This window comes from Streptomyces iranensis (assembly GCF_017874715.1).
GTDB lineage: Bacteria > Actinomycetota > Actinomycetes > Streptomycetales > Streptomycetaceae > Streptomyces > Streptomyces iranensis.
Map to the genome: position 1 here is coordinate 88,749 of NZ_JAGGLR010000007.1, position 25,160 is coordinate 113,908.

At 72.9% G+C, this 25,160-nt stretch carries 21 protein-coding genes and 1 pseudogene; 10 read left to right on the plus strand and 12 right to left on the minus strand.

All coding sequences use genetic code 11. From position 1 onward, the window contains the following. The first annotated feature begins 91 nt into the window (after positions 1 to 91). Both sigJ and J2Z30_RS14070 read left to right on the plus strand, forming a co-directional pair. Positions 92 to 964, plus strand: a complete 873-nt coding sequence (sigJ, locus tag J2Z30_RS14065; RefSeq protein WP_044567802.1) for an RNA polymerase sigma factor SigJ — start codon at positions 92 to 94, stop codon at positions 962 to 964. A 74-nt stretch (positions 965 to 1,038) separates the two neighbouring features. Beyond that, positions 1,039 to 2,121, plus strand: a complete 1,083-nt coding sequence (locus J2Z30_RS14070; protein ID WP_044567803.1) for an NAD(P)/FAD-dependent oxidoreductase — start codon at positions 1,039 to 1,041, stop codon at positions 2,119 to 2,121. A 54-nt stretch (positions 2,122 to 2,175) separates the two neighbouring features. Here the strand turns inward: J2Z30_RS14070 and J2Z30_RS14075 are convergent, their stop codons facing one another. Next, positions 2,176 to 3,636 (minus strand): aldehyde dehydrogenase family protein, encoded by a 1,461-nt coding sequence (locus J2Z30_RS14075; protein ID WP_044567804.1) that lies wholly within the window; start codon positions 3,634 to 3,636, stop codon positions 2,176 to 2,178. Between the two features lie 150 nt (positions 3,637 to 3,786). Then, a pseudogene (locus J2Z30_RS51680) lies at positions 3,787 to 4,343 on the minus strand (GNAT family N-acetyltransferase). Between the two features lie 133 nt (positions 4,344 to 4,476). Between J2Z30_RS51680 and J2Z30_RS14080 the strand changes: the two are divergent. After that, positions 4,477 to 6,891, plus strand: a complete 2,415-nt coding sequence (locus J2Z30_RS14080) for a tetratricopeptide repeat protein (RefSeq protein WP_044567805.1) — start codon at positions 4,477 to 4,479, stop codon at positions 6,889 to 6,891. A 120-nt stretch (positions 6,892 to 7,011) separates the two neighbouring features. Here J2Z30_RS14080 and J2Z30_RS14085 read toward each other — a convergent pair whose 3' ends face one another. From J2Z30_RS14085 to J2Z30_RS14110, 6 genes are all read right to left on the minus strand, one after another. Continuing rightward, positions 7,012 to 7,341 carry a hypothetical protein gene (locus tag J2Z30_RS14085; RefSeq protein WP_044567806.1) on the minus strand — a complete coding sequence of 110 codons (330 nt, stop codon included), beginning with the start codon at positions 7,339 to 7,341 and terminating at the stop codon, positions 7,012 to 7,014. Positions 7,342 to 7,449: 108 nt separating this feature from the next. Beyond that, positions 7,450 to 8,046: a hypothetical protein gene (locus J2Z30_RS14090; protein ID WP_044567807.1), complete on the minus strand. Its 597-nt coding sequence runs from the start codon at positions 8,044 to 8,046 to the stop codon at positions 7,450 to 7,452. Positions 8,047 to 8,200: 154 nt separating this feature from the next. Beyond that, the gene (locus J2Z30_RS14095; protein WP_044580895.1) at positions 8,201 to 8,527 is read right to left on the minus strand and encodes an MmcQ/YjbR family DNA-binding protein; all 327 of its coding nucleotides are present in this window, start codon (positions 8,525 to 8,527) and stop codon (positions 8,201 to 8,203) included. 66 nt (positions 8,528 to 8,593) lie between these two features. After that, a complete protein-coding gene (locus J2Z30_RS14100; protein WP_044567808.1) occupies positions 8,594 to 9,370 on the minus strand; it encodes a GNAT family N-acetyltransferase in 777 nt (258 codons plus the stop codon). A gap of 65 nt (positions 9,371 to 9,435) precedes the next feature. Continuing rightward, the gene (locus J2Z30_RS14105) at positions 9,436 to 10,371 is read right to left on the minus strand and encodes a pseudouridine-5'-phosphate glycosidase (protein ID WP_044567809.1); all 936 of its coding nucleotides are present in this window, start codon (positions 10,369 to 10,371) and stop codon (positions 9,436 to 9,438) included. Then, positions 10,368 to 11,504 (minus strand): PfkB family carbohydrate kinase, encoded by a 1,137-nt coding sequence (locus J2Z30_RS14110; RefSeq protein ID WP_044567810.1) that lies wholly within the window; start codon positions 11,502 to 11,504, stop codon positions 10,368 to 10,370. The genes J2Z30_RS14105 and J2Z30_RS14110 overlap by 4 nt, the downstream gene beginning before the upstream one ends. 190 nt (positions 11,505 to 11,694) lie before the next feature. Between J2Z30_RS14110 and J2Z30_RS14115 the strand changes: the two genes are divergently transcribed. From J2Z30_RS14115 to J2Z30_RS14125, 3 genes are all read left to right on the plus strand, one after another. Further along, positions 11,695 to 12,624 (plus strand): ATP-grasp domain-containing protein, encoded by a 930-nt coding sequence (locus J2Z30_RS14115; RefSeq protein WP_044567811.1) that lies wholly within the window; start codon positions 11,695 to 11,697, stop codon positions 12,622 to 12,624. After that, entirely contained in the window at positions 12,621 to 13,454 is an 834-nt protein-coding gene (locus tag J2Z30_RS14120; RefSeq protein ID WP_044567812.1) for an ATP-grasp domain-containing protein, read from the plus strand. Before J2Z30_RS14115 ends, J2Z30_RS14120 begins: the two co-directional genes overlap by 4 nt. A gap of 161 nt (positions 13,455 to 13,615) precedes the next feature. After that, positions 13,616 to 14,371 (plus strand): thioesterase II family protein, encoded by a 756-nt coding sequence (locus tag J2Z30_RS14125; RefSeq protein ID WP_044567813.1) that lies wholly within the window; start codon positions 13,616 to 13,618, stop codon positions 14,369 to 14,371. Positions 14,372 to 14,394: 23 nt separating this feature from the next. On the opposite strand, the gene J2Z30_RS14130 is transcribed toward J2Z30_RS14125, so the two are convergent. Continuing rightward, entirely contained in the window at positions 14,395 to 15,609 is a 1,215-nt protein-coding gene (locus J2Z30_RS14130; protein WP_044567814.1) for a DUF4032 domain-containing protein, read from the minus strand. Positions 15,610 to 15,802: 193 nt separating this feature from the next. Between J2Z30_RS14130 and J2Z30_RS14135 the strand changes: the two genes are divergently transcribed. After that, positions 15,803 to 16,591, plus strand: coding sequence for an SDR family NAD(P)-dependent oxidoreductase (locus tag J2Z30_RS14135; protein ID WP_044567815.1), 789 nt, complete (start codon positions 15,803 to 15,805; stop codon positions 16,589 to 16,591). A 61-nt stretch (positions 16,592 to 16,652) separates the two neighbouring features. Then, positions 16,653 to 17,399: an AraC family transcriptional regulator gene (locus tag J2Z30_RS14140; RefSeq protein WP_044580897.1), complete on the plus strand. Its 747-nt coding sequence runs from the start codon at positions 16,653 to 16,655 to the stop codon at positions 17,397 to 17,399. Between the two features lie 16 nt (positions 17,400 to 17,415). Here J2Z30_RS14140 and J2Z30_RS14145 read toward each other — a convergent pair whose 3' ends face one another. From J2Z30_RS14145 to J2Z30_RS14155, 3 genes are all read right to left on the minus strand, one after another. Continuing rightward, on the minus strand, positions 17,416 to 19,287 hold the full coding sequence (locus J2Z30_RS14145) for a CASTOR/POLLUX-related putative ion channel (protein WP_044567816.1): 1,872 nt from the start codon (positions 19,285 to 19,287) through the stop codon (positions 17,416 to 17,418). 107 nt (positions 19,288 to 19,394) lie between these two features. Then, entirely contained in the window at positions 19,395 to 22,085 is a 2,691-nt protein-coding gene (locus tag J2Z30_RS14150) for a SpoIIE family protein phosphatase (RefSeq protein ID WP_044580898.1), read from the minus strand. Between the two features lie 247 nt (positions 22,086 to 22,332). Further along, positions 22,333 to 22,707: a hypothetical protein gene (locus J2Z30_RS14155; protein WP_044567817.1), complete on the minus strand. Its 375-nt coding sequence runs from the start codon at positions 22,705 to 22,707 to the stop codon at positions 22,333 to 22,335. A gap of 244 nt (positions 22,708 to 22,951) precedes the next feature. Here J2Z30_RS14155 and J2Z30_RS14160 point away from each other — a divergent pair, with 244 nt between their 5' ends. Next, positions 22,952 to 24,394, plus strand: coding sequence for a Gfo/Idh/MocA family protein (locus J2Z30_RS14160; protein ID WP_044567818.1), 1,443 nt, complete (start codon positions 22,952 to 22,954; stop codon positions 24,392 to 24,394). Positions 24,395 to 24,453: 59 nt separating this feature from the next. Further along, positions 24,454 to 25,146, plus strand: coding sequence for a DUF4232 domain-containing protein (locus tag J2Z30_RS14165; RefSeq protein WP_052701192.1), 693 nt, complete (start codon positions 24,454 to 24,456; stop codon positions 25,144 to 25,146). Positions 25,147 to 25,160 lie beyond the last annotated feature (14 nt).

Below are 25,160 nucleotides of genomic sequence, written 5' to 3' on the forward strand. Positions count from 1 at the left end.
GCCCTTGGCACGAGCGCGCCCCCCGGAGGCGGCTGTCACATTTCCGGCCGCTGTCCCGTCCTCCTTCTCAGGCCGAGGAGAGGATCGGGACATGGCAGAGCTGACCGCATTCGAAGAGCAGCGCGACCGGCTGTGGGCCGTCGCGTACCGCATCACCGGCTCGGTCGCCGACGCCGATGACGCGGTGCAGGAGACCTGGCTGCGCTGGCAGGCGCTGCCCGCGGACGAGGTGGCCGACCCCCGTGCGTATCTGACCACCGTCATCAGCCGCATCTGCTACGACCTGCTGGGTTCGGCGCGGGTGCGGCGCGAGCGTTACGTCGGCCCCTGGCTGCCCGAGCCGGTGGTGGCGGCCGGCGGTCCGGAGGACCGGGTGACGCTGGACGAGTCGGTGGGTCTCGCGCTGCTCACCGTGCTGGAGCGGCTGACTCCGGCGGAGCGGACCGCCTTCATCCTGCACGATGTCTTCTCGGTGCCGTTCCCCGAGATCGCCGAGGTGGTGGGCCGGAGCCCGGAGTCCGTACGGCAGCTGGCCTCCCGCGCCCGCAAGCGGGTCCGGGCGGAGGCGCCGCGGCGCTCGGTGGACCGCGAGGAGCACCGGCGGGCCGTGGACGCGTTCCTCCAAGCGGTCATGGGCGGCGACATGGACGGGCTGCTGGAGATTCTGGATCCGGAGGTCGTCTGGCGTTCGGACGGCGGCGGCAAGGTGGCGGCGGCCCGGCTCCCGGTGCTGGGGAACGAGAAGGTGGCGCGCTTCGCCCAGCGGCTGGCCCGGGGCTTCGACCCGGCCACGATGCTGGTGCACCACCGCGACGTCAACGGCGCCCCGGGCCTGGTCATCGTCGACAGCGCGAGCGTGCAGGCCGTGGTCTTCGCGTTCTCCGTACACCAGGGCCTGATCACCGAGATCGACGTGATCGTCAACCCCGACAAGCTGCGCCACCTCGACCTGCCCAACCTGTGACCGGCATCACCGTCACATCTCGGGTCGCCGTGTCGTCCTCCTCGTGAACACCGACCGGCAAGGAGGCCGCCCACATGGAGAAGCAGCAGGTCCTAGTGCTCGGCGCGGGCTATGCGGGGCTGATGGCCGCCCTGCGGCTGGCCCCGCACACCCGCGTCACCCTGGTCGATCCGAGCCCCGCCTTCACCGAGCGAGTGCGGCTGCACGAGCGGGCCGTCGGACGGCCCGACATCACGCATCCACTCGACGCGCTCACCCGGCGGGCCGGGATCGTCCACGTGGCCGCCCGCGCCACCGGGATCGATCCGGCCGCCCGGCGGATCACCACCGACGACGGCCGCCGGCTCCCGTACGACCGGCTCGTGTACGCGCTCGGCAGCCGCACCGCCGACCCCGGTGAGCGCGCCTACACCCCGGAGACGGCGGACGAGCTGCACAAGCGGCTGCTGGACGGCCCGGGTGAGCTGACGGTGGTCGGCGGGGGACTCACCGGCATCGAGCTCGCGGCCGAGATCGCCGAGTGCCACGAGGCCTGGAGGGTCCGGCTGATCACGGGCGAGGAGGTCGGCGGGGGGCTGTCGGTGAAGGGCCGCGCCCATGTCCGTACGACGCTCACCGGGCTCGGTGTCCGGATCGAGGAGGGCCGCCGGGTGGCCCGCCCGGAGGACGTCGACACCGACGCGGTGGTCTGGGCCACCGCGATGACCGCGAATACCGCGCTGGCCGAGGCCGCCGGGATCGCCCTCGACCCGGGCGGCCGAGTCCGCGTCGACGCCACCCTGCGCTCGGTGTCCCATCCGGAGATCTACGCGGTGGGCGACGCGGCGGCCATGACCGCCCCGGCCGCCGGTGCCCTGCGCATGGCCTGCGCCACCGCGATCCCGTCCGGTTCGCACGCGGCCTCCTCGATCATCGCCGAGACGCGCGGGCGGGAGCCCAAGCCGTTGCGCTTCCGCTACGTGGCGCAGTGCGTGAGCCTCGGCCGCCGGGACGGGCTGATCCAGCTGGTGCGGGCGGACGACTCCCCGCGCGAGACGGTGCTGCGCGGTGGCACGGCCGCGCGCGCCAAGGAGCAGGTGGTGCGCACCACGGTCAGGGCGCTGCGGCTGGCGGCGCGCCGTCCCGGGGCCGTGCCCCTCATTCCCGGGGTCGGCTGAGGGGCCCGGGGAGAGGCTGAGGTATCCCCGGGGAGCGGCCGGAGCCGCACCCCCTTAGAACGGGTAGTGGGCGTGCTGGGTGGCGAGGGTGATCCACCGGGTGTCGCTGAACGCCTCGATCCCCCAGCGGCCGCCGAACCGCCCGTACCCCGAGTGCTTGACGCCACCGAACGGGGCCTGGGGCTCGTCCGCCACCGACTGGTCGTTGATGTGCACGATGCCGGTCCGGATACGGCGGGCGACCTTGAGCCCATGGGTCCCGTTCTCGGTGATGATGCCGCAGGTCAGGCCGTGGTCGGTGGCGTTGGCCAGGGCCACGGCCCGATCGTCGTCGGCGAAGGTGTCCACCACACAGACCGGTCCGAAGGCCTCGGCGTGGTGGATGTCCATGTCCGGGGTGACATCGCTCAGCGCCGTCGCCGGGTGGACCGCGCCGTCCGGTTCGCCACCGCCGGTCAGCACCGTGGCGCCCTTGTCCACCGCGTCCCTCACCAGGGCCGCCACCCGGCGCGCCGAGTCGGCCGTGATCAGCGGGCCGACCACGGTGGCCGGTACGGCGGGGTCGCCGCACGGCAGGGCGGCCACCTTGGCGGAGAACTTCGGGGTGAACTCCTCGGCGAGGCTCTCATGGACGAGTATCCGATCGCCCGACATGCAGATCTGACCGGAGTTCATGAACACGCCGAAGGCGGCGGCGTTCACCGCGTGGTCCACGTCGGCGTCGTCCAGGACGATGATGGCGTTCTTGCCACCCAGTTCCAGCACGGCCGGCTTGAGGTGCCGCGCGGCCAGTGAGCCGATGGTCCTGCCGACTCCGGTGGAACCGGTGAAGTTGACGATCCGTACGCGGGGGTCGGCGATGAGCGCCTCGGCCACCTCGGCGGCGTCCTCACGGGCGTTGGTGACCACGTTGAGCACCCCGTCGGGCAGCCCGGCGTCGCGCAGCACATCGGCGATGAAGAGCCCGCAGGCAAGCGGGGCGTCCTCGCTGGGCTTCATCACCACCGTATTGCCCGCCGCCAGGGGTGCCGCGACGGAGCGGACACCGAGGATGACCGGCGCGTTCCAGGGGGCGAAGGCCGCGACGACACCGGCCGGTTCGCGGACGGCGAGACCGAGCGCGCCCGCCTCCTGGGCGCTGAGCACCTCACCGCGCGGGGCGGTGATCGCGGCGGCGGCCTCGCGGAGGATGTTCGCGGCCAGGCCCACGTTGAAACTGGCCCAGGGCGCGGTGCCCCCGGTCTCCTGGGCCATGATCGCGGCGGCCCGGCCGGCGCGCGACTCCAGCAGGTCCGCAGCGGTCAGGAAGATCGTACGGCGCTCGAACGGGGCCAGCTCCGCCCAGGCCGGGAAGGCGGCGTCGGCGGCGGCCACCGCACGCGCCACGTCCTCGGCCCCGGCGGCCGCGACGGTGGCGAACACCTCCCCGGTGTAGGGGTTGAGGTCGTCGGCGGTGCGCCCCGAGGCGGCCGGGGTGTCCTTGCCATCGATCAACAGATCGCGGTGGAGGGTCATATCGGATGTCCTTTGCGGTCCCTCGCCCCAAGGGCATGTTCGCGGAGTGAACTTCGGTTCACTCCGCGCGGACCGTCAGTCTCCGACGCACCCCGGGCAGTCGTCAATGCGGAGGGCGCCGGCGGGGCCACCGCACCCCGCCGGACGCCGTCACCGCCAGGAGACCCAGAAGGGCCGGCACGGCGGCGGGCGCAGCAGCGCGTGGCGGACGACCGGGGGCAGAACCGCGGGCAGCGGCGGTGTGCGTGGCCAGCGGGGCCCAGGCGACGGCGGCCACGGCGAGCGCGGAGGTGTACCGACCGCGTGCCCGCCGCCCCGGCGACCAGCAGCCCGGCGAGCACGGGCGGCACCGCGTTCACCGTCTCGGCGAGTCCGCCGGACAGCCGGGGCACCAGCCCGAGCAGCACCCCCGGCTCGGCGCCCGGCACCGCCGGATCGGCGCCGGTGCTCGGGGCGCACATAGACCCGGCGCAGCTGGGCGGTCTCGCCCGACGGATAACGCGCGGCCAGCCAAGGGGGGTTGGGCGGCCGGGCCGGGCCCCGGGGTCGAGTGCGGCGGTCGCCACGACCGCCCCGTCACTGTCGTCCACCGCGACCAGCAGGGTGTGGCGCGCGCCGTTCAGATACGCGGCGGCGGGATCGATGATGTCGGCGTGCCGGCGCGGCACATAGCCGGTTCCGAAGTCGCGGTAGACGGTGTCGGGCATCACACCGCGGGCGGCGTCGAGGTCGTCGGGGGTCGCGGCCCTGATGCGATAGCCCGGGCACCTGCACGTCGTACGCAATAAGCCCGCCCACCGATCGTACTGGCAGACTGGACACCAAGGGGAGGAGGGGCCGATGGGGCGGGCACGGCCGTCGATGCAGGAGCTGATCCAGCGGCGCAGGAACGCCGGATTCGTGGGCCGGCGCCGGGAAGTCGACGCGTTCAGGGACAATTTCGGGCTGCCGCCGGAGGACGCGCGGCATCGCTTCGTCTTCCATGTGCACGGCCACGCGGGCGTGGGCAAGACCTGGCTGACGCGCCGGCTGGAGCAGACCGCCCGTCAGGAGTACGGCGCGCTGACCGCCCGCGTCGACGAGACGGCGAGTTCCGTACCCGAGGCGATGGCCGCGATCAGTGAGCAATTCGCCCGTCAGGGACGGGAGTTGACGTCCTTCGACCGGCGGCTCGCCACCTATCGGCAGCGTCGCCACGAGGCGGAGTCGGTACCGGCGGAGAGCGAGCGGCAGGGGCCCAGCACCGGCAGTATGGCCGCCGCGCGGGCGGGTCTCGCGGGGCTCGGCCTGGTGCCGGGTGTCGGGGCGCTGGCGGGCGCCGTCGATCCGGTGCCGCTGGCCGAGGGCACCGACCGGCTGCGGGCGGCGCTCAGCTCGCGGTTCCGCGACCACAAGGACGTCCAGCTGGTGCTGGACCCGGTGGAGACGCTGTCCCCGCTGCTGGTCAGGGAGTTGTCGGAGGCGGCCGCGGCGGTGCCGTGGCTGGTGCTGCTCTTCGACACCTACGAGCGCCTCGGACCGCTGCTCGACCCCTGGCTGCGCACCCTGCTGACCAGCGAACGCCTGGGCACCTTCCCCGCCAACACCGTGCTGGTGCTGGCCGGGCAGACCCGGCTGGACCCCGGCTGCTGGGGCGATCTGGCCGATGTGGTCGCGGAGCTGCCGCTGGAGCCGTTCACCGAGGCGGAGGCCCGGCAGCTGCTGACCGCCAAGGGGATCACCGAGGAGCCGGTGGTGCGGGAGGTGTTACGGCTCTCCGGCCGGCTGCCGGTCCTGGTGTCCACCCTCGCCGAGAACCCCGGGACCGGCGGAGACGTGGACGACCCGAGCGCCACCGCCGTCGACCGGTTCCTGAAGTGGGAGCGCGATCCGGTGCGCCGCTCCGCCGCCCTGGCGGGCGCGCTGCCCCGGCGGCTGAACGAGGACACCTTCAGGGCGGCGGTGGACGACGACGGGGCCGGGCTGTTCGGCTGGCTGCGGTCGCTTCCGTTCATCGGCGACCGCGATGGGGCGGCCCGCTACCACGATGTGGTCCGCGCCCCCATGCTGCGGCTGCAGCGGACCACCTCACCGCAGCGGTGGGGCGCGGCGCACACCCGGCTGGCGGAGACCTTCGCCGGGTGGCGGGAGGTGGCCACCGGAGGGCTCGACCCGCACGACGGATGGCGGCTGGACACCTGGAGCGGACCGCGTCTGGAGGAGTGGTACCACCTGCTGTGCGCACGGCCGTCGGCGGCGCTGCCCGGAGCGCTGCGGGACGGGATCGGCGCCTGCGACGCGGGCACCGCGGTGGCCAGGCGCTGGGCGACCACCCTGGTCGAGGCGGGCGAGGACGCCGACTCGGACGCGGTGCGCGCCTGGGGGCGGCACCTGGTGGAGGCGCTGGCGGACGAACGGCGGCGCGGTATCGAGGCGATGGGGCTGCTGCTGGCGCGGGCCGGACTGGACGCCGCCGCCCGGGTCGCGGCCCTCGTCGTACGGGGCTGGCACCGCCGTTCGGTCGAGGAGTTCGACGGGGCGCTGGGGGACTTCCACCGGGCGATCGAGCTGGACTCCGGGAACGTGCGCGCGCACTTCGGGCGTGCCGTGGTCCACCGGGCGACCGGGGAGTTCACCGCGGCGATGGACGCGCTGGACCGCGTGGACGCGCTGGAGCCGGGCTCGACCTGGGTGCAGCGGGAGCGCGGGGAGACCTGCCGCCGGGCGGGCCGGTACGAGGAGGCGCTGGCCCGGCTCGACCCGGTGATCGAGGCCGATCCGGCGGACCATGTGGCCCTGGGCAGCCGCGGCCAGACCAAGATGGCGCTCGGCCGGATCCAGGAGGCCCTGGCGGACCTGGACCGGGCCATCGAGCGACATGGCGACTACACCTGGGCACTGCTCCGGCGGGCCCGGGTCCGCAGCACCCTGGGGGACACGGCGGGCGCGCTGGAGGACCTGGACCGGGTGGAGGCGCTGGAGCCGGGCATCCCGGGAGCGCTCGGCGAACGCGGCGATGTCCACCGCTTCGCGGGCCACTACGAGGAGGCCATCGCGGTCTACGACCGGGCGCTGGCCCTCGACCCCGGCTACGCCTGGGCCCTGGGGAGCCGCGCGATGGCCAACGAGGCCCTGGGTAGACGCGCGGAGGCGCTGGCGGATCTGGAGCGTGCGGTGGCGCTGAATCCCGGCTACGCCTGGGCCGTGGCGCAGCGCGAGCGGTTGCTCTCGAGCGGGGATTCACCGGAGGGCGGACGGAACGACGGGCCGGTGTGACCTCCCGGCACCCGTGCTTCCGGCTCCCCTCCCCCGGTGGCCGGTTTCAACGGCCGTGTGTCACCGGCCGTGTGTCACCGGCCCTGTGTCACCGGCCTTGTGCATCACCGGCCCTGTGCGTCACCGGCCCTGTCGTGACGCGCGTCCGGCGAAGCAGGACGACACGGCGTGGCGTACGGCACGCAGCACGGCACGGCAGCGCGACAGGTACCGGGACTGGCGGGCCCGGCGGACGGGGCGCGGCACGGCGGATGGAGCCGGTACGGTCGACGGAGCCGGTACGGCCCCCTCGGCTGACGTGTCCCGAACGGCGGCGTCCACCTGGGCGGGAGCGGCCGGATCCACCGCGGGCGGCGAGGGATCGGCGGTGCCGGTCCGCGGGGTGACGGGGCTCCGGGTGGCTTCCGCGCGCAGCATCGCGCGCATGGCGGCATAGACATCGATGGGCATGCGGATACTCCTGCGGTCTCGGACGTCCTACGGCTGAGCGGGCAGGCCGGACCGGATCCGGGATCCGCGACGGACGCGGAAACGGGATGACGGACGGCCCGGTCCCGGTCAGCAGCGCAGAACGGCGGACCGCGAGGAGAGCCGGCCGGCCGGGACGTCACCCCCCGCGCCGAACGCGCCGGCGCCCGGCGCCGGGTCGGCGGGGCGACCGCGGAACGCGTCGAGCACGAAGGGGCCGAGGGACGTCGAGAGGGACCGATGCGCGCCGAACGAGGCGCCGTGAGCCACCCGCCCGGCGTGCCGGGCCGGATGCCCGGCACCGTCCCGGGCGGAGAACACGGCCGATGCCGAGGAGGCGGAGCGCTCGTCTTCGGCCTCCGGCGCCACCGGAACGGGGGCGCCGGGAGCGGGAGCACCGCCGGGAGCGGGGGCGGACGCGGCGAAGGCCCGAGCCGGGACGGGCGCACCGGCGCCACCGGGCACGGACGTGGCCGGGGCCCGATTGGGCGCCAAGGGCGCCCCGGCCTTCCCGGTCGCGCACCGCTCAGGCCCGGTGGACGGCTCCGGCCCGGTGGACGGCGAGGCGCGGACGACCCCCAGGGCCAGCACGGCGTGCAGCAGCGTGGCCGCCAGCAGCAGAAGGACGGCGGCCGCGCACGGGCCGCCGCACACCGCGGGGCGGTTCGTCCTGCCGCCGTGCACCATGCGGCCTCCCTCGCTGTTCCCCCTCCAGGGAACCCCGCACAGCGGAAGACGGCACTCCGATTACCGGGAAAAGTCCATACTTTCACCCGTGTCGGTTATCTACTCGAACACCCATAACGCCACATTTCGAGGAGTCATGGGCCGCGTGGTGTGCTCATTCGAGCAATGAGGCCGGTGCGGCCTGCCGCCAGGAGTCGAGCAGGATGTCCCGCAGCTCATCGAGGTCGTCCAGCGCGGCGAGCCGCACCCGCACCCAGGCCGAGCTCGCCTCATGGGCGGCGACCCAGAACTTCCCCGGCTCCGCGAGCACCAGCTCCTCCCGCTCCACCTTGGGACATCTGACGGCCATCGAGGTCTCGTCCTCGGGCAGGGTGGCGAACATCTTCCCGGCGACCCTGAACGTGGGCATCGACCAGGCGATCTTCTCTGTGGTCTCCGGCAGCGACAGGGCGACGGCACGGACATCATCGGAGGTCGTCATGGCCCGACCGTAGAACACCCCACCGACAAGGCCCCTGGCCACGTCCGCCCCCGGCCCCGGCTGTCATCAGGCCCGATACACATACGGCGTGGTGGTGGTCAGGGGCACGAAACCGAGCCGGCTCAGGATCGGTCGGCTCAGGCCGGACGCGTCCACCTGGAGATAGCGATAGCCGCGATCGGCGGCGATACGGGCCCGGAAGGCGACCAGGGCGCGGTAGACGCCCCGGCCGCGCCACTCCGGCACGGTGCCCCCGCCCCAGAGCCCGGCGAACGGCACCCCCGGCGGCAGCTCCATCCGCGCCGCGCTGACCGGCCGGTCACCCTCCATGGCCACCACCGCGACGACCGTCTCCGGCTCCTCGGCGAGCTGGGCGAGGAGCCGGTGCCGGAGAGCGGCGCCGTCGTCGCCGAACGCCCGCTCATGGACGTCCACCACCCGCTCCACACCGGCCGCGTCGGCCACCGGGAGCAACCGGACGCCCTCGGGCGGTTCGATGGCGGTGTCCAGGTCCGCCACGTGGGCGACCATCAGCGTCTCCTCGGGCTCGGGGACGAGTCCGGCGGCCCGTAGCCGTTCGCCGAGGTCACCGGGGCGGTCGTGCGCGTACAGCTTCCACTCGAACGCGCGGTCCGCGCCCCCGAAGTGCCGTATCTGCGCGGCGATCGCCGCATCGGCGGTGGCGTCGTCCAGATCCGACCACAGGACGCCGTTCCAGTCGTCGCGGCCACCGGTCTGCCGCACCACCGCGCCCACGCGCTCGATCCGGACGCCGGGGCCGTCGGCCCGCGCACCCAGTCTCATCTCCCGGTCGTACAGCTCACGCACCACATCACGGTCCATGCGCCCACCCCAGCACCGGACCCCTTAAGGCGGCAATCGATTATCGGGCCGTCCAGGCCGGCGCGTCACGACCCGCCCTTCGTCCCGGCCGCGTAGTGGATCGCGATCCGCGTCCCGAGGCGCGCGTTGTTCTTGACCAGGGCGATATTGGTCCGCAGGCTCTCCCCCTCCGTCAACTCCACGATCCGGCCCAGCAGATACGGGGTCGCGTCCTTGCCGCCGATCCCCGCCTCCGCCAGCTCGGCGAGGGCCCGCTCGATGATGCCGTCGATCCGCTCGGCGGGGATCTCCTCGGCCTCGGGAACCGGGTTGGCGATGCTCAGCCCCGCCGTCATGCCCAGCTCCCACTGGGCCCGCATGGTGGCGGCGATCTCCTCGGGTGAGTCGACGCGCAGCGGGGAGCGGAAACCGCTCACCCTGGAGTAGAAGGCGGGGAAGTCGTCGGTGCCGTAGGTGAGCACCGGAACGCCCAGGGTCTCCAGCTTCTCCAGGGTCAGTCCGATGTCGAGGATGCTCTTGACCCCGGCGCTGATGACGGCCACCGGGGTGGTGGCGAGCTCGGTGAGATCGGCGCTGATGTCGAAGGACCGCTCCGCTCCCCGGTGCACTCCGCCGATGCCACCGGTGACGAAGACCCGGATCCCGGCGAGCGCGGCGAGCCGCATGGTGGACGCCACGGTGGTCGCGCCATGGCCGCCGCGCGCGATGACATGGGCGAGGTCGCGCACGCTGACCTTGCCCACCTCGGGGCTGGTGGCGAGCAGTTCCAGATCGGCCCGGTCCAGACCGGCGCGCGGCCTGCCGTGGAGGACGGCGATGGTGGCGGGGACCGCGCCCTCGGCGCGGATGATCTCCTCGACCTCGGTGGCCATCTCGACGTTCTGCGGATACGGCATGCCGTGGCTGATGATCGTGGACTCCAGCGCGACCACGGGACGGCCGTCGAGCAGGGCCTCCGCGACCTCCTCGGTGAGGGTCAGCCGGGGGTGGGGGGTGGTCATGTGGTCCTCCGCAGCGGGGCGTCGAGCGCGTCCTCGATCAGACGCGGGGTCAGGTCGGGTCGTACGGTGGCGGAGGTGGCCACTGTCAGCGCGGCGGCGGCGTGGCCGTAGCGGGCGGCGTCCACCGGGTCGGCGCCACCGAGCAGGGCGTGGGCGAACGCGCCGAGCATCGCGTCACCGGCCCCGGTGACGTCCCGCACCTCGGCCGGTGGCGCCTCCAGCGGCACCCGGCCCTCGTCGAGGGTGCTCAGCAGGGAGCCGCGCGCACCGAGCCGCACCCACACATGCCGCACCCCGCGCTCATGGAGGGCGGCCACGGCCCGGAGCAGCCCCGGGTCGTCCGCGTCCGCTGCCCCGCCGAGGTCCCGACCGGCGAGCGCGCCCAGCTCCGCCACGTTCGGCGTGACGGCGAAGACCGGCCGCCCGGCGGCGAACAGCGGGGCCAGCAGCGCCGCCTTGGGGACGCTCACCGGGTCGATCAGCGTCTGGACACCGGTGGCGGACGCGATGTCCAGGACGTAGGAGAGCACCCGCGTGGAGAGGTTCCCGTCCAGTACCAGCAGACCGGCGTTGCCGATGAGTTCCCGCGCGGTGTGGAGGTGCTCGGGGGCCAGCGCGTCGGTGGCGGCCATGTCGGCGATGGCCACGACCAGATCGCCGTCGGCGTCCAGCACCGCCGTATAGGTGCCGGTGGGATGCGGACCGCGGTGCACATGCTCGATGCGCACCCCGGCGGCCTGGGTCTCGCTCAGCAGCCGCTCCCCCGCCGCGTCCTGCCCCACGGCGGCGATGAGATGGGTGGGGGTGCCCAGCCGGGCGAGGTTCTCGGCGATGTTGCGGGCCACCCCGCCGGGGCTGGTGTGGGACCGCCCCGGGTTGCTGGTGCGGTACGCCACGGGGGCGACGCTGCGCACCTTGATGTCCACGTTGGCCCCGCCGATGACCACCACCGCGTGCTCCTGGCGCAGGATGTAGCCGCGCCCCAGGATGGCGCCCTTCTTGCCCAGGTTGGAGAGGTGCACATTGACCGCGGTCCGCGTGGTCCCGAGGGCGTCGGCGATGGACTGGGCACCGGCCAGCGGGTCCCGCCGCAGCAGCGCGAGTATCTCCCGCTCCCTGCGCGTCAGCGTCATGTTCAGCAGAATAAAGCAAACTTAGCCCGATAAACAGGCCCCATCAGGGGCCGATGAACAGGCCACCGACGGCCATGGGTTGGCCCAGGAGATCGTAAAAGAACGGCGGATGACATCCTGAGGAGCCATGGCGCGCCGGACACTCTCGGCAGCGGCCCGGGAACCTGTCCGGTGACGAGGGAGAAGGCCGATGAGACTCTGCTTTCTGGTGGAGGAGCGCTATCGCCATGACGGCATGCCGCGTGAGGTGATCCGTCAGCTCTCCGCCTGGGGCCACCAGGTGGACGTGGTCCGGCCGGGTCGTTCCCTGATGCGGATGTCCGACGCGGTGCGGGCGGGCAGCCATGACGCCTGGGTGCTCAAGACGGTGTCCGGAGGCCCCGGGCTGATGCTGCTGGAGGCCGCGGCGGCGGTCGGGCTGACCACCGTCAACGACGCCCGCTCCATCCGCGGCGTACGGGACAAGGCCCTGGCGGCCGCCATCGGGCGCAGCCGTGGCCTGCCGATGCCGCCCACCTACGCGGCGGCCCGGCCCGAGGCGCTGGAGGAGATACCCGAGGCCGAGTTCCCGCTGGTGGTCAAGCCCGCGGACGGCAGTTCGGGGCGGGCCGTGCGGCTGGTGCCGACCCCGGACCGGCTCAGCGCGCTGCGCGCCGAGCTGGCGGCGGAGGGCATGCTCATCGCCCAGCCGTATGTGCCGAACTCAGGGCTCGACCTCAAGGTGTACTGCGTGGGCGGGGAGTTGTACGCCACCGAGCGGGTGTCACCGCTCGGCCCCGACGGGAGCGCACGCGGCCGGCGGGTACCGCTGTCCGCCGAAGTGGCGGCCATCGCCACCGAGGTCGGCGCGGTCTACGGCCTCGATCTGTACGGGGTGGACGTGCTGCTGGGCCCGGACGGGCCGGTGGTCGTCGATGTGAACGATTTCCCCAGCTTCAAGGAGGTGCCGGACGCGGCGGCCCGGGTGGGGCGCGCGGTACTGGAGTTGGCACGCGGGGGCGGTGGCCGGTCCGGGCCCGAGCTCGTCGGCGCCCTCGCCGGAGCCGAGCCGCCGGTGCACACTCCGGAGCCGCCCACGGCCACGAGCCGGATGACGGCGACGGTGAGCGGCGGCCGATGAGGATCGGGCTGATCACCGCCGACCCCGGCCATCAACTCCTCGCCGATGCCGCGGCCTTGCTCACCCCACGCCATGAGGTGGTGGCGCTCGACCCGCGTGGCCACGACGGAACCAAGACGCGGGACCCGGCCTCCGCCGGGGAGCTCGCCGACATGTATCTGCTGAAGGCCCGGACACCGCCCGCGCTGGCGCTCGCCCGGTCCCTGGAGCGGCGTGGCGCCCCGGTGGTGAACTCCGCCGCGGCCACCGCGTGGTGCCAGGACCGGACGGCGATGGCCGAACGCGCGCTCCGCGCCGGTCTGCCGTTCGCCCCCACCCGTACCGTGGCCTCCCTCGCCGGGCTGGCGGCGGAGCCGCCCCGTCGTCCCGTCGTCGTCAAGAGCCGTCACAGCCGCCGCCATGACCTGGTGGCCCGCGTGGACGAGGCCGCACAGCTGCGTGCCCTGACCGCGGACTGGGCGGATGAACCCGTGGTGGTGCAGGACTTCGTCCCGAACGACGGCTGGGACCACAAGCTGTGGGTGGTCGCGGGCCGGGTGTTCGCCGCGCTGCGCCGGTCGGAGCTGGCGGCCGGCGGCCGCGGTCCGAACCTGCCGCTGGCCCTTGACGCGCTGCCACCGGGCTGCCTGGATCCGGTGCTCCGGGTCGGTCCGGTATTCTCGCTGGACGTCTACGGCGTGGATCTGATCGACGCGGGCGGCGGCGCGCCACTGATCGTGGACATCAATGCCTTCCCGGGAATCCGCGGTCAGGCCGGGGCTCCCGAGGCGCTGGCGGCCCTGGCGCTGCGGACGGCCGAACGGGGCGGACTCACCGTCTCCCACACATGACCGACACGAGGGAAATACTAGGGGACTCCCGGCCGAAATAGGGGTGGCCGCAGGTCGGATGAGACGGGCAGGGTGGTCTACTGGTCTGCGCGCGACCCGAGGCACGCGCGTGACAGCCACCCGACAGCCGCCGCAGAGCGAGCGGCACGAAAGGACATCACGTGACCGCAAACCCCACCGGCACAAGCCTGTGGATCAGGCAGTTCCACCCCGCGCCGGCAGCGGCGACGCGACTCGTCTGCCTGCCCCACGCCGGCGGGTCCGCCTCCTACTACTTCCCCGTCTCCAAGGCCCTCTCGCCCACGGTCGACGTGCTCGCCGTGCAGTACCCGGGACGCCAGGACCGGCGCCACGAGAAGTGCGTAGACAGCATCGCCGAACTGGCCGACGCGCTGGTGCCTGAACTGCTGCCCTATACGGACAAACCGGTGGCGCTTTTCGGCCACAGCATGGGCGCCACACTGGCCTTCGAGGTCGCCCTGCGCCTGGAGCAGAAGGGCGTGACGCCGGTGGCGCTGTTCGCCTCGGGGCGGCGCGCCCCGTCCTGCCACCGTGACGAGTCCGTCCACCTCCGCGACGACGACGGGCTGATCGCCGAGGTGAAGGGGCTGAGCGGCACCGACACCCAGCTCCTCGGCGACGACGAGGTCCTCCGCATGGTGCTGCCCGCGATCCGCAGCGACTACAAGGCGGCCGAGACCTATCGCTACACCCCCGGCCCGCAGCTGGCGACGCCCATCCACGCGCATGTGGGGGACGCCGACCCCAAGGCGACCGTCGAGGAGGCCCGCACCTGGGGCGAGCACACCACCGGTGGCTTCGACATCCAGGTCTACTCCGGCGGCCACTTCTACCTCAACGACCAGGCGCCGCGGGTGATCGCGTCGATCCGGGACGTGCTGACCGCGAAGTCCTGAACACCCGCCCGGCCGCAGGGCGTTCAGCCGCCTGGTTGGTGGGTCAGGACGGTCCGTATGTAGTCCTCGACGGTGGCGTCCAGGCCCACGTCCCGGCTGGCCCGCTCGGACAACAGCCAGCGGTGTTCCAGCAGTTCGTAGTAGATCTGCGCGGTGTCGGTGGCACCGCGCAGTTCCTTGGGGACGGTCCGCACGGTGGGCCGGAAGACATCGCGGACCCACCGGTGGGCGAGCACCTCCGGGCGGGCGCCGAGCGGATCGCCGGGCGCGTAGTCGTCCTGGGTGGCCATCCAGGTCTCCAGGTCGTTCAGGAGGCTGCGGGCCTGGTTCTCCTCCGCGTCGAGCCCGGTCAGCCGCAGCAGCTGCCGCTGGTGGTGGCCCGCGTCCACGACCTTGGGCACGAAGGTGACGGTGTCGCCGTCGGGCGAGCGCTCGATCTGCATCTCCGCGACGTCGAACCCGAGGTCGTTCAGGCGCCGGACACGCTGGTCGATGGCGTGGCGCTGGGCGACCGGATAGACCGACTGACGGGTCAGCTCATGCCACAGGTCGCAGTAGCGCTCGACGATGGCCTGGCCGAAGAGCACCGGGTCGACCGAGGGGTGCAGCGATCCGCCGGCCTCCAGGTCCATCAGCTCGCCCGCGATGTTCACCCGCGCCACCTCGACGTCGTACTCCCGCTGTCCGCTGGTGAGCCTCGGCTGGATCTGCCCGGTCTCGGCGTCCACCAGATAGGCGGCGTACGCGCCCGCGTCGCGCCGGAAGAGGGTGTTGGACAGCGAGCAGTCGCCCCAGGCGAACCCCGCCAGATGCAACCGCACCAGCAGCACGGCGAGCGCGTCGAGCAGCCGTCTGATGGTGCTGGGCCGCATGGTCGTCTGGAACATCGACCGGTACGGCTGCGACCCCACCAGATGGCGGGTGATCAGCGCCGGTTCCAGCGGATCGCCGTGCTCGTCGGTGCGCCCGGTCACCACCGCGAGCGCGTCCACCGCGGGCACCGCGAGCCGGTCCAGATCGCGCAGCAGCCCGTACTCCCGCACCGCCGCCCACTCGCCGACCTCCTTGACCGCCACGATCTCGCCGCCCGCCTGCGCGAAGCGGACGACATGGCGGGAGATGCCCCTGGGCAGCGCGACCAGGTGCTCCTCCGGCCACTCCGCCAGCGGGACGTTCCACGGCAGATCGAGCAGGGACGCCGGATGCTCGGGCGAGGTGGCGGTGATCTGCAGCTCCATGGCACCCCAGTGTGCGGTACGGAAGTGTCATCGGAGCCGGTCGTACGGCGGCCCGACGGTCGTACGGCGGCCCGACGCACGATCAAATGGACAGAATCTGTCCGGATACATACGCTGAAGATCCAATCGGACAAGATCTGTCCGTTCAGGGAGGCCGCCGCGACAGGACCGACACCTCGAAGGGAGCCCGTGCATGAGCCACCTCGCCGGCACCACCGCGGTGATCACAGGAGCTGCCGAGGGCCTCGGCTACGCCATCGCGGACGCCTTCGCGGTGGCGGGCGCCCACTTGGTGCTGCTCGCCCATGACGGGGACAAGCTGGAGCGGGCCCGCCACACCCTGGCCGGACACGGCACCACCGTACGCGGACTCCGCGTGGACCTCGCCGACCCCGGCGCCGCCACCGCCGCCGCACGTCAGGTGCTCGCGCTCACCGAGCGGGTGGACACCCTGGTCAACAACGCGGGCACGGCACACTTCAGCCCGCTCGCCCAGACCTCGGCCGACTCCTTCGACGCCATGCTGCACCACAATGTCCGGGTGCCCTTCCTCCTCGCGCAGGCGCTGCTGCCCGCGCTCATCGAGGGGCGTGGCAGCATCATCAACATCAGCAGCTACTGGGCCCATACGGCGTCCGCCGACCGGCCGTCCGCGGCCTACTCCGCCACGCGTGGCGCCATCAACGCGATGACCCGGGCGCTCGCCAATGAACTGGGCCCGTCCGGGGTCCGGGTGGTCGGCATCGCCCCCGGCGCCGTACCCGCCCCGGCGTGTGAACGGGACCGCCTCACCGCGCTGAGCGCCGGGGAGCGGTACGGAGCCGGTCACGCCCCGGACGGCCATCCGCCGGGCCGGGCCGGTGAACCCCATGAGGTGGCCGCCGCCGCGGCCTTCCTCGCCTCCCCCCGGGCCGGGTGGACCACCGGCACCATCATGAACGTGGACGGCGCCGATGTGGACGGCGCCCTGGCCGTCCGCTGACGGCCGCGGCGGGATCCACGCCCCGGCCACCGGCTCCGGTGGCCGATACCATGAGGCCGCGATGGAGAGAATCCGCCACACTCCCCGGGCGACGACGGGCCAGCGCCCGCTGCCCGCCGGTGGTGGCATCGACGCTCACCGGCATGACGAGCACCAGATCGTCTACGCCGGGCGCGGGGTGCTGGCGGTCACCACCGACGCGGGCAGCTGGATCGCGCCCGCCAACCGGGCGCTCTGGATTCCGGCGGGGACCGTCCATGAGCACCGCGCGTACGGCGCCACCGAGCTCCATCTGGTGGGGCTGGCGGTGGCGGACAACCCGCTGCAGCTGGAGCAGCCCGCGGTACTCGGCGTCGGCCCGCTGCTGCGCGAGCTGATCATCGAGTACACCGCGCGGCCGGCGGACCTCGGCGCCGAACGCCGCCGGCTGCGGGCCGTACTGCTCGATCAGCTCCGCCGGTGTGCCGAGCAGCCGGTGCATGTGCCCGCCGCCAGGGATCCGCGCCTGGCGGCGGTGTGTTCCGTGCTCCACGGCGACCCGGCGGACAACCGGACCCTGCGGCAGCTCGGCGCCGCGGTCGGGGTCGGGGAGCGCACCCTGACCCGGCTGTGCGGGGCGGAGCTGGGGATGACCTTTCCGCAGTGGCGCACCCAGCTGCGGCTGCACCACGCCCTGCGGCTGCTGGCCGAGGGCGTCCCGGTCACGGCCGTGGCCCATCGCTGCGGCTGGGCGTCCAGCAGCGCCTTCATCGATGTCTTCCGCCGGGCCTTCGGCCACACCCCCGGTGCCCATCGCGCGCTCGGCTGACACCCCGCGCCCGCGTTCAGTCCTCGGCCAGGACCACGACCGTATCGCCCTCCTCCAGGGTCAGCGGCGCGGTCTTGGGCGGGTTGAGATGGACTCCGTAGAGCGGTGGCTCGTCGCTCTGCCGGGCCAGCCGGTAGCCGATGGCCGTCTCACCGCGCTGGCGGGCGGCCTCGATGACGGTGGCGAAGTTGGCCTCCGCGCCGGGTATCAGATAGCTGGGCGCCGGTTTGAGGTAGATCTCGGAGCCCTGTGGGTCGAAGAGGTCGGCGAAGACCGCGTACAGATGGCGGTTCTCGGTGAGCTGGGTCAGCAGCAGGCTGATCACCTTGGTGGAGACGATGAAGTCGTCGGCCTTGGTGACCTGCGCGACCTCGCGGTTGGCGTCGTCGTGCATCTCGGTGACGATGGAGTACGGATCGCCGAGCTGGATCTCGATGTCGCGCAGATGGAGCAGGGTGACCAGGGTGCGGTCGTCGGCGCGGCCGGGGTCGATCCCGTCGTCCGTCAGCACCACGATGTGGCGGTAGCCGTCCAGCCCGAGTGCCTCCAGCGACGGACGGCGGGTGGGTTCGCAGTACTTGAAGCCGACCGTGAGGTTCTTCAGCTCCCGGTTCGCCTCCTCCCGGGGCTGGCGCGCGGCGGCGATGTCCACCACCGACCCGGGTTTCACCAGGAGGTCGAGCTGCGCGATGATCTTCTCGGCGCGGGAGTTCCAGCCGATCAGCAGCGTCCGGTCCGGCACCGGTGGCCGGAACTCGGCCAGGGCCATCGCCGGGCGCAGGACGCGGGGCCGGGTGGCCGTGGCCTTGATGAGCAGATCGTCCTCCGCGACCATCAGCAGCCGGTCCCCGCGCCCGATCCCGGTGTCCATGGGAGGGTTGACCAGCACCTCGCCGTCCGCGCGGTGCACGCCGATGGGCACACCGAGCTCAAAGGCGTTCAGCGACTCCCCGTAGGTGGCGCCGGTCAGTGCGGGCTCGTCCCAGGGGTAGATCTCGTTGCCGACGAAGCTGAGCAGTTCGTTGAAGACGGTGGAGAGACCGGACTGGCGGTGGGACTGCACGATCAGCCCGACCGCGATGTCATCGGCGTCGATCACCAGCGCGGTGTCCCCCGCGGCGAGCCGGGCGGCCGCCAGGTTCGCCGAACTCTGCACGGCGGCCACCACATTGGGCCGGGTCCCGGTCCAGGTGCGGCTGTTCAGCAGCAACAGCGACTTGATGACGTCGATGTCGCTGTCGTCCCCGACGGGCGAGAGCACCATGATGGCCTTGGCGCTGTCCGGGCTCACCAGCTCCAGGTCGCCGCGCTGGAGCGGACTGCCGGAGCGGCAGACCACCCGGGTCTTCCCGGTGTCCGGGATGCGGCGCCGGATCTCGTCCTCCATGTCGACCTTGTCCCGGTCGGCGAGGACCACCACACAGGAGCGCCGCTCGCTCTGATTGGCCTCCACCAGCTCCGCTATCACCGTGAACACCTGCTCCGACCAGCCCAGCACAACGGTGTGGTCGTGCTCGATCAGGCGCGATGTGCCCTTGCGCAGCTGCTGGATCCGGGCCTCCAGGCCGGTGGTCAGCACACCGATCAGCGCGCTGACGATGAAGATGCCGCCGATGGTCACCGTGAGCATGAGGACGAGGAACAGCGGCCGGCCGCTGTCCCCGCCCATCGTGCCCGGGTCGAGGGTGCGCAGCAGGCTCATCCAGACGATGCCCGGCCAGCCGCCGTTCTCCTCGGTGTCGTTGTGGGCGAAGGCGACCGCCGCCCCGGAGACCAGGGTGATCAACGCCAATGAGGCCAGCCCCAGCCAGCCGATCAGCGCCGGGGTGCCACGGTCCATCGTCCCGTCGAACCAGTACCGCAGCCGCTCCCGCAGCCTCTTGCGCATGCCGCATTCCTCCATAGCCCATCGCGCCGCCGGGCCCAACGGCCTGTGGTGTGCGGCGCTTTACGCCATGAGGGTGTCGTCTGACGGGGCTTCGGCGCCAATCGGGATCAGCCGGGGATGTCGGCCCACTGGTCGAGGAGGTCGTCGCCCGTGGCGTCGCCCACCGGGGACACCGGGGCGGTCAGGGGCTGCTCGGCCCAGATGATCTTGCCGTTCGGGGTGTAGCGGGTCCCCCAGCGCTGGGCGTACTGGGCCACGAGGAAGAGCCCTCGGCCGCCTTCGTCGGTGGTGGCGGCGCGGCGCAGATGCGGGGAGGTGCTGGAGCCGTCGGCCACCTCGCAGATGAGGGTGCGGGCGCGCAGCAACCGGACGCGGCTGGGGCTGCATCCGTAGCGGATGGCGTTGGTCATCAGCTCGCTGAGGATGAGTTCGGTGGTGAAGCCGACCTCCTCCAGCCCCCATGCGCTCAGTTGCTCGGCGGCCTCGTTGCGGATGCGGGCCACCGCGGCGGGGTCGGATGGCAGCTCCCATTCGGCGACATGCCCGGGGTCCAGCAGATGGGTGCGGGCCACGAGGAGGGCGATGTCGTCGCCGGGGTGGGAGGACACCATGGTGTCGAAGACGGCCTGGCAGGTCTCCTCCGGAGTGCGCTCGGGCAGTCCGGCGAGGGTGGTGCGCAGCACGCCGAGCCCCTCGTCGAAGTCCCGGCCGCGGTCCCGGATCAGCCCGTCGGTGAACAGGGCCAGCCGGCTGCCCTCGGGCAGCTCCAGCTCGACGGTCTCGATGGGCTCGCCACCCAGGCCCAGTGGCGGGCCGAGGGGGACGTCGGGGAAGGCCACGGTGGAGTCGGGGAGGACCACCGCCGGGCCCGGGTGGCCGGCGCCCGCCATCGTGCAGCGGCCGGAGACGGGGTCGTAGATGGCGTACAGACAGCTGGCGCCGCTGATCCCCGGCGCGTCGGTGCCCGCGGACGCCTGGTCCTGGTCGAACCGGCTGACCAGTTCGTCGAGATGGGCCAGGAGTTCATCGGGCGGCAGGTCGAGCGCGGAGAAGTTGTGCACGGCGGTGCGCAGCCGGCCCATGGTGGCGGCGGCGTGCAGTCCGTGGCCGACGACATCGCCGACGACGAGGGCGACCCGGGAGCCGGGCAGGGGGATGACGTCGAACCAGTCGCCGCCGACTCCGGCCCTGGCGGGCAGATAGCGGTGGGCCACCTCCATGGCGTCCTGTTCGGGCAGGCCCTGGGGCAGCAGGCTGCGCTGCAGGGTGGCCGCCATCGCGTGTTCGCGGGTGTAGCGGCGGGCGTTGTCGATGGCGACCGCGGCGCGCGCGACCAGCTCCTCGGTGAGCGCCACGTCGTCCTCGTCGAACGGCTCGGACTTCTCCGAGCGCCAGAAGGTGGCGATGCCCAGGGTGACGTCCCGCGCCCGCAGCGGGATGGTGATCATCGAGTGGATGCCATACTTGACGATCTTGGTCGCCTGCTCGCGGTCCTGCTCCTGCCATCCCTCGTAGGTCCGCAGATCCGCCTCGAGCACCGGCCGGCCGGCGCCGAAGCCCAGCGCCTGGGGCACGGTGCCGCTGTAGGTGATCATCTTGCCGACCCGCCACAGCGGATGGTCGGACCGGATGCCACAGGTGGCGGTGCGGCGCATGGCGCTGCCCACGGGCTCGTCGCCGCGCAGCACGGGGTCCACGAGGTCGACGGTGGCGAAGTCGGCGAACCACGGGACGGCGAAGCGGGTCAGCTCCTCGGCGGTCCGTACGACATCGAGGGTGGTGCCGACCTTCGCACCCGCCTCGTAGAGCAGCCTCAGCCGCCGCTCCGCCACTTCGGCCTTGCCGGACAGCGCGCGCAGTTCGGTGGAGTCGCGGAGCGTGGCGACGCTTCCGGACATCCCGCCGTCCCATCGGGTGGCGCGCTGGTTGACCGCCAGCAGCCGCTCCCCGGCCAGATGCACCTCGTCGGTGGCGATCCGGCCCGAGGCGAGCAGCTCGGCGGTGCGCGGCTCGATGCCGAGCTCGGTGACGGGGCGGCCCTCGGCGCCCGGGGGCAGGTCGAGCAGCCGGCCGGCCTCGTCGTTGGCGAGGACCAGACGGCCGTGGCTGTCGACGATGAGCACGCCTTCCTTCACGGAGTGCAGAACGGCGTCGTGGTGCTCGTACATGCGGGTCATCTGGGCGGGGCCGAGCCCTCGTGTCTGCCGCCGCAGCCGCCCGCCGACCAGCGCGGTCCCACCGGTGGCGAGCGCGAGGGCACCGGCGGCGGAGCCGAAGACCAGCGGCAGCTGGCGCTCGACCCGGCCGCTCACATCGGCGGCGGTCATCCCGGCGCACACCACACCGGCCACGGTGCCGTCGCCCTTGGGGATCGGGACGGTGGCCTGGACCTCCCGGCCGAGGGGCCCCTGCACGGACTCGGTGACGATCTTGCCCTTCACCACCGGCCGCCAGTCGGCCACCAGCGTCTTGCCGATGTACTGCGGCTTGGGGTGGGTGTAGCGGATGCCGTGGGTGTTCGCCACGACCACGAAGTCCAGATGCGCCCGCCGACGGGTCTCCTCGGCCCGGGGCTGGAGCAGGGTGGTCGGATTCTCGGTGTGCATCGCGGACGCGGTGCCCGGGGAGGTGGCGAAGGTCTGGGCGACGGCGGTGGCGCGGTTGAGGGCCTCCTGCTCGCTGTCGATACGCGCCTGGAGGATGAGCGCCGTCGTCGCCGCCACGATGAGCAGGCACACGAGCAGCACTTGGACAGCGAAAACCTGCCCGGCGATGCTGCGCACGCTCAAGCTGCGCAGGCGCAGGAGCGAGCGGAGACGCGTCCGGGAGAGGGTGTGTGGGGCAAGCCTAGATCGACCGAAAACTCCGACCACGCACCCTTCCTACCATTTATCCCCCTCCGATCGGGAAGCCCCGTCACCCACGATCCATTGCCGTCCCGGTGCGTGATACACATCGGCACGATACGTGGCGCCTCGCCCACGCAACGCTCACCATGGCCCCCCGGCGGGCGTCACCCGCTCCCGTCGGGGCGAGGGGCCCCGGTCACACATCGAGCCGGAGGGCCACATCGCGCATCGTGGCCCTCGCGGCGTCCAGATCCGCCCGCGCCCGGTCGGCCACCAGATAGAGGAAGACCCCCTGGCTGGCGCGCCGGCTGAGCGGACGGATCAGGTGGTACTCGGTGTCCAGTGTGACGACGATGTCCTCGAGACGCTCCGGACCGTAGCCGAGCAACTCCAGCGTGGACATCTTGGCCCGCAGCACGTCGGTGTCCCCGTAGGCCACCTTCTCCAGGTCCGGTCCCTGCGGGGTCTGTACGGCACCCAGGGTGATCCGGCTCAGATAGTCGACGAGCGAGGCCGCGAGCGCGCCCTCGCACTCCATCACCTCGCGCAGCGACTCCTGGATATCGGTCATGGCCCGTCGCCCTCCCGGGACCTATGAGGGGCGCCGGCGACAGCGGCCGGACACGTCCACCGCGCCGGGACCCCGGAGGTCATGTCCACACATTTCATCCTTGCACAGAGACCGCCGGTGCACCCCCGCGCGGCCGCCCCCGGAGCCGTGCGGCACTCCCCGTGGTGGCGGGCCGCCGATCGTCCTATCCTGCGCAGGCGTTGATCGACTTCGGATTGAATCGTTTGCTTCCGCTGGAGGACGCATGACCGTCGGCAGCACCCCGTCCCGGGCCGTGGTGGTGGGCACCGGCTCCCGGGCCCAGATGTTCACCGAGGCGCTGGCCCGCCGCCCACGGCTGAGGGTCGCCGCGCTGTGCGATCCGAACCCGGTCCGCATCGCCCACCACCAGCGGCTGCTGAAGGAGGCGGGCGAGCCGGCGGCCGCCGCCTGGAGCCCGGAGGAGTTCGAGCGGCGGCTGCGCGCGGACGATATCCAGGAGGTGGTGGTGACCTGCGTGGACGCACTGCATGACGCGTACATCGTGCCCGCGCTGCGGGCCGGCTGCCGGGTGGTCACCGAGAAGCCGATGACCACCGACGCGGCCAAGTGCCGCCGCATCCTGGAGACGGTCCGGGAGACCGGCAACCATCTGGCGGTCGCCTTCAACTACCGCTTCAACCCGGTGCACGAGGAGGTCCACCGGCAGCTGTCCGGCGGCGCCATCGGCGAGGTGCTGTCGGTGCACTTCGAGTGGCTGCTGGACACCCGGCACGGCGCCGACTACTTCCGCCGCTGGCACCGCGAGAAGGAGCACAGCGGCGGGCTGATGGTGCACAAGTCCAGCCACCACTTCGACCTGGTCAACTGGTGGCTGGGGGCGCGGCCCGAGGAGGTGTTCGGCTACGGCCGGCTCGGCTTCTACGGCCGTGCGGCGGGCGAGCGCAGCGGCTACCGGCGCGAGTACGAGCGGGCCCACGGCGCCGCCGCCGCCAGGGACGACCCGTTCGCGCTGGAGCTCGCCGAGAGCGAGGCGATGCGCTCGCTGTATCTGGACGCCGAGGGCGAGGACGGCTACCACCGCGACCGCAATGTGTTCGGCGACGACATCACCATCGAGGACGACATGGCGCTGCTGGTCCGCTACGACACCGGCGCCACCATGACGTACCACCTGACCGCCTACTCCCCCTGGGAGGGCTACCGGGTGATGTTCAACGGCACCCGGGGCCGGCTGGAGCTGGAGGTCGAGGAGAGCGCCTGGCAGCCGCCGCTGCTGGGCACCGCCTCCGGCCGCGGCACCATCCACGGCGACCAGGCCCTGGCCAACGCGGGCGGTCCGCGGCTGGTGCTGCGGCCGCTGTGGGAGCCGCCGCGGGAGGTGGAGCTGCCGGCGTTCGACCACGCGGGGCACGGCGGCGGGGACGAGCGGATGCTCGATGTGCTCTACGGTCCGGTGGACCCGGCGGACGGTCCGGTGGACCCGGCGGACGGTCCGGTGGACCCGGCGGACGGTCCGGTGGACCCGGCGGACGGTCCGGTGGATCCGGCGGCGGCCACCGAAGCGGCGGCCGTGGACGCCTCGGACGCCTCCCGCCGGCGGGCCACCGAGGAGGACGGGGCGCTCGCCCTGGTCACCGGGCTCGCGGCCAACCGGTCGTTCGTCAGCGGAAGGCCGGTGGCCACGGCGGACGTCATGACGCCGTAACCGGGGCGTTCCGGTCCAACGCGGCCCATCCCGGCCGGGGTTGGGGCAGGATGAGCCGCATGGACACGGATGCGATCACCACACCCCGGGCGCACCTCTTCCGGAGCGCCGCCCGGTACCGCCGAAGACGGCTGCTCGGCTCGCTCGCGGCGGCCGGTCTGCTCACCGCGTGCGGTACGCAGTCCTCGTCGGGAGTGGCCGCGGTGCCCGACGAGGCCACGTCCCGCCCGGCGGGCCCCACCGTCGCCCCGGACACCACCGCGCCCACCGCTCCTGCGGCCTGCCCCGACTCGGGGGTGCTGCTGCGGGCCGCGGAGGCCGACGCGGCGATGGGGCTGCGGGTGCAGCAGATCGAGCTGGTGAACTGCGGCACGCGCGCCTATACGGTGAGCGGCCATCCGTCCGTCCAGGTGCTGGACGAGGACCTGGAGCCGCTGGAGGTCACGGTCAGCCACGGGGCCTCGGCCATCGCCACCCTCGACGGCTTCGAGACGGCCACCGGGCCGGTGCGGCTGAAGCCCGGTGAACGGGCGGTGGCGCGGCTGGCATGGCGGAATCTGGTGACGGACGTGACGCGCCCCGCCGCCGACGGGCGCTATCTGAAGATCGCGCCGAGCGGCGGGGGTGAGGACGCGCAGACCGTGCCCGACCATGTCGACCTGGGCACCACCGGCAAGCTGGGCGTGAGCGCCTGGGCCCGCCCGGCCCCGGACTCCCCGGAGCGCCCGAAGCGCCCGGACGCCCGCCCGTAGCCGCCCGCCGGTGG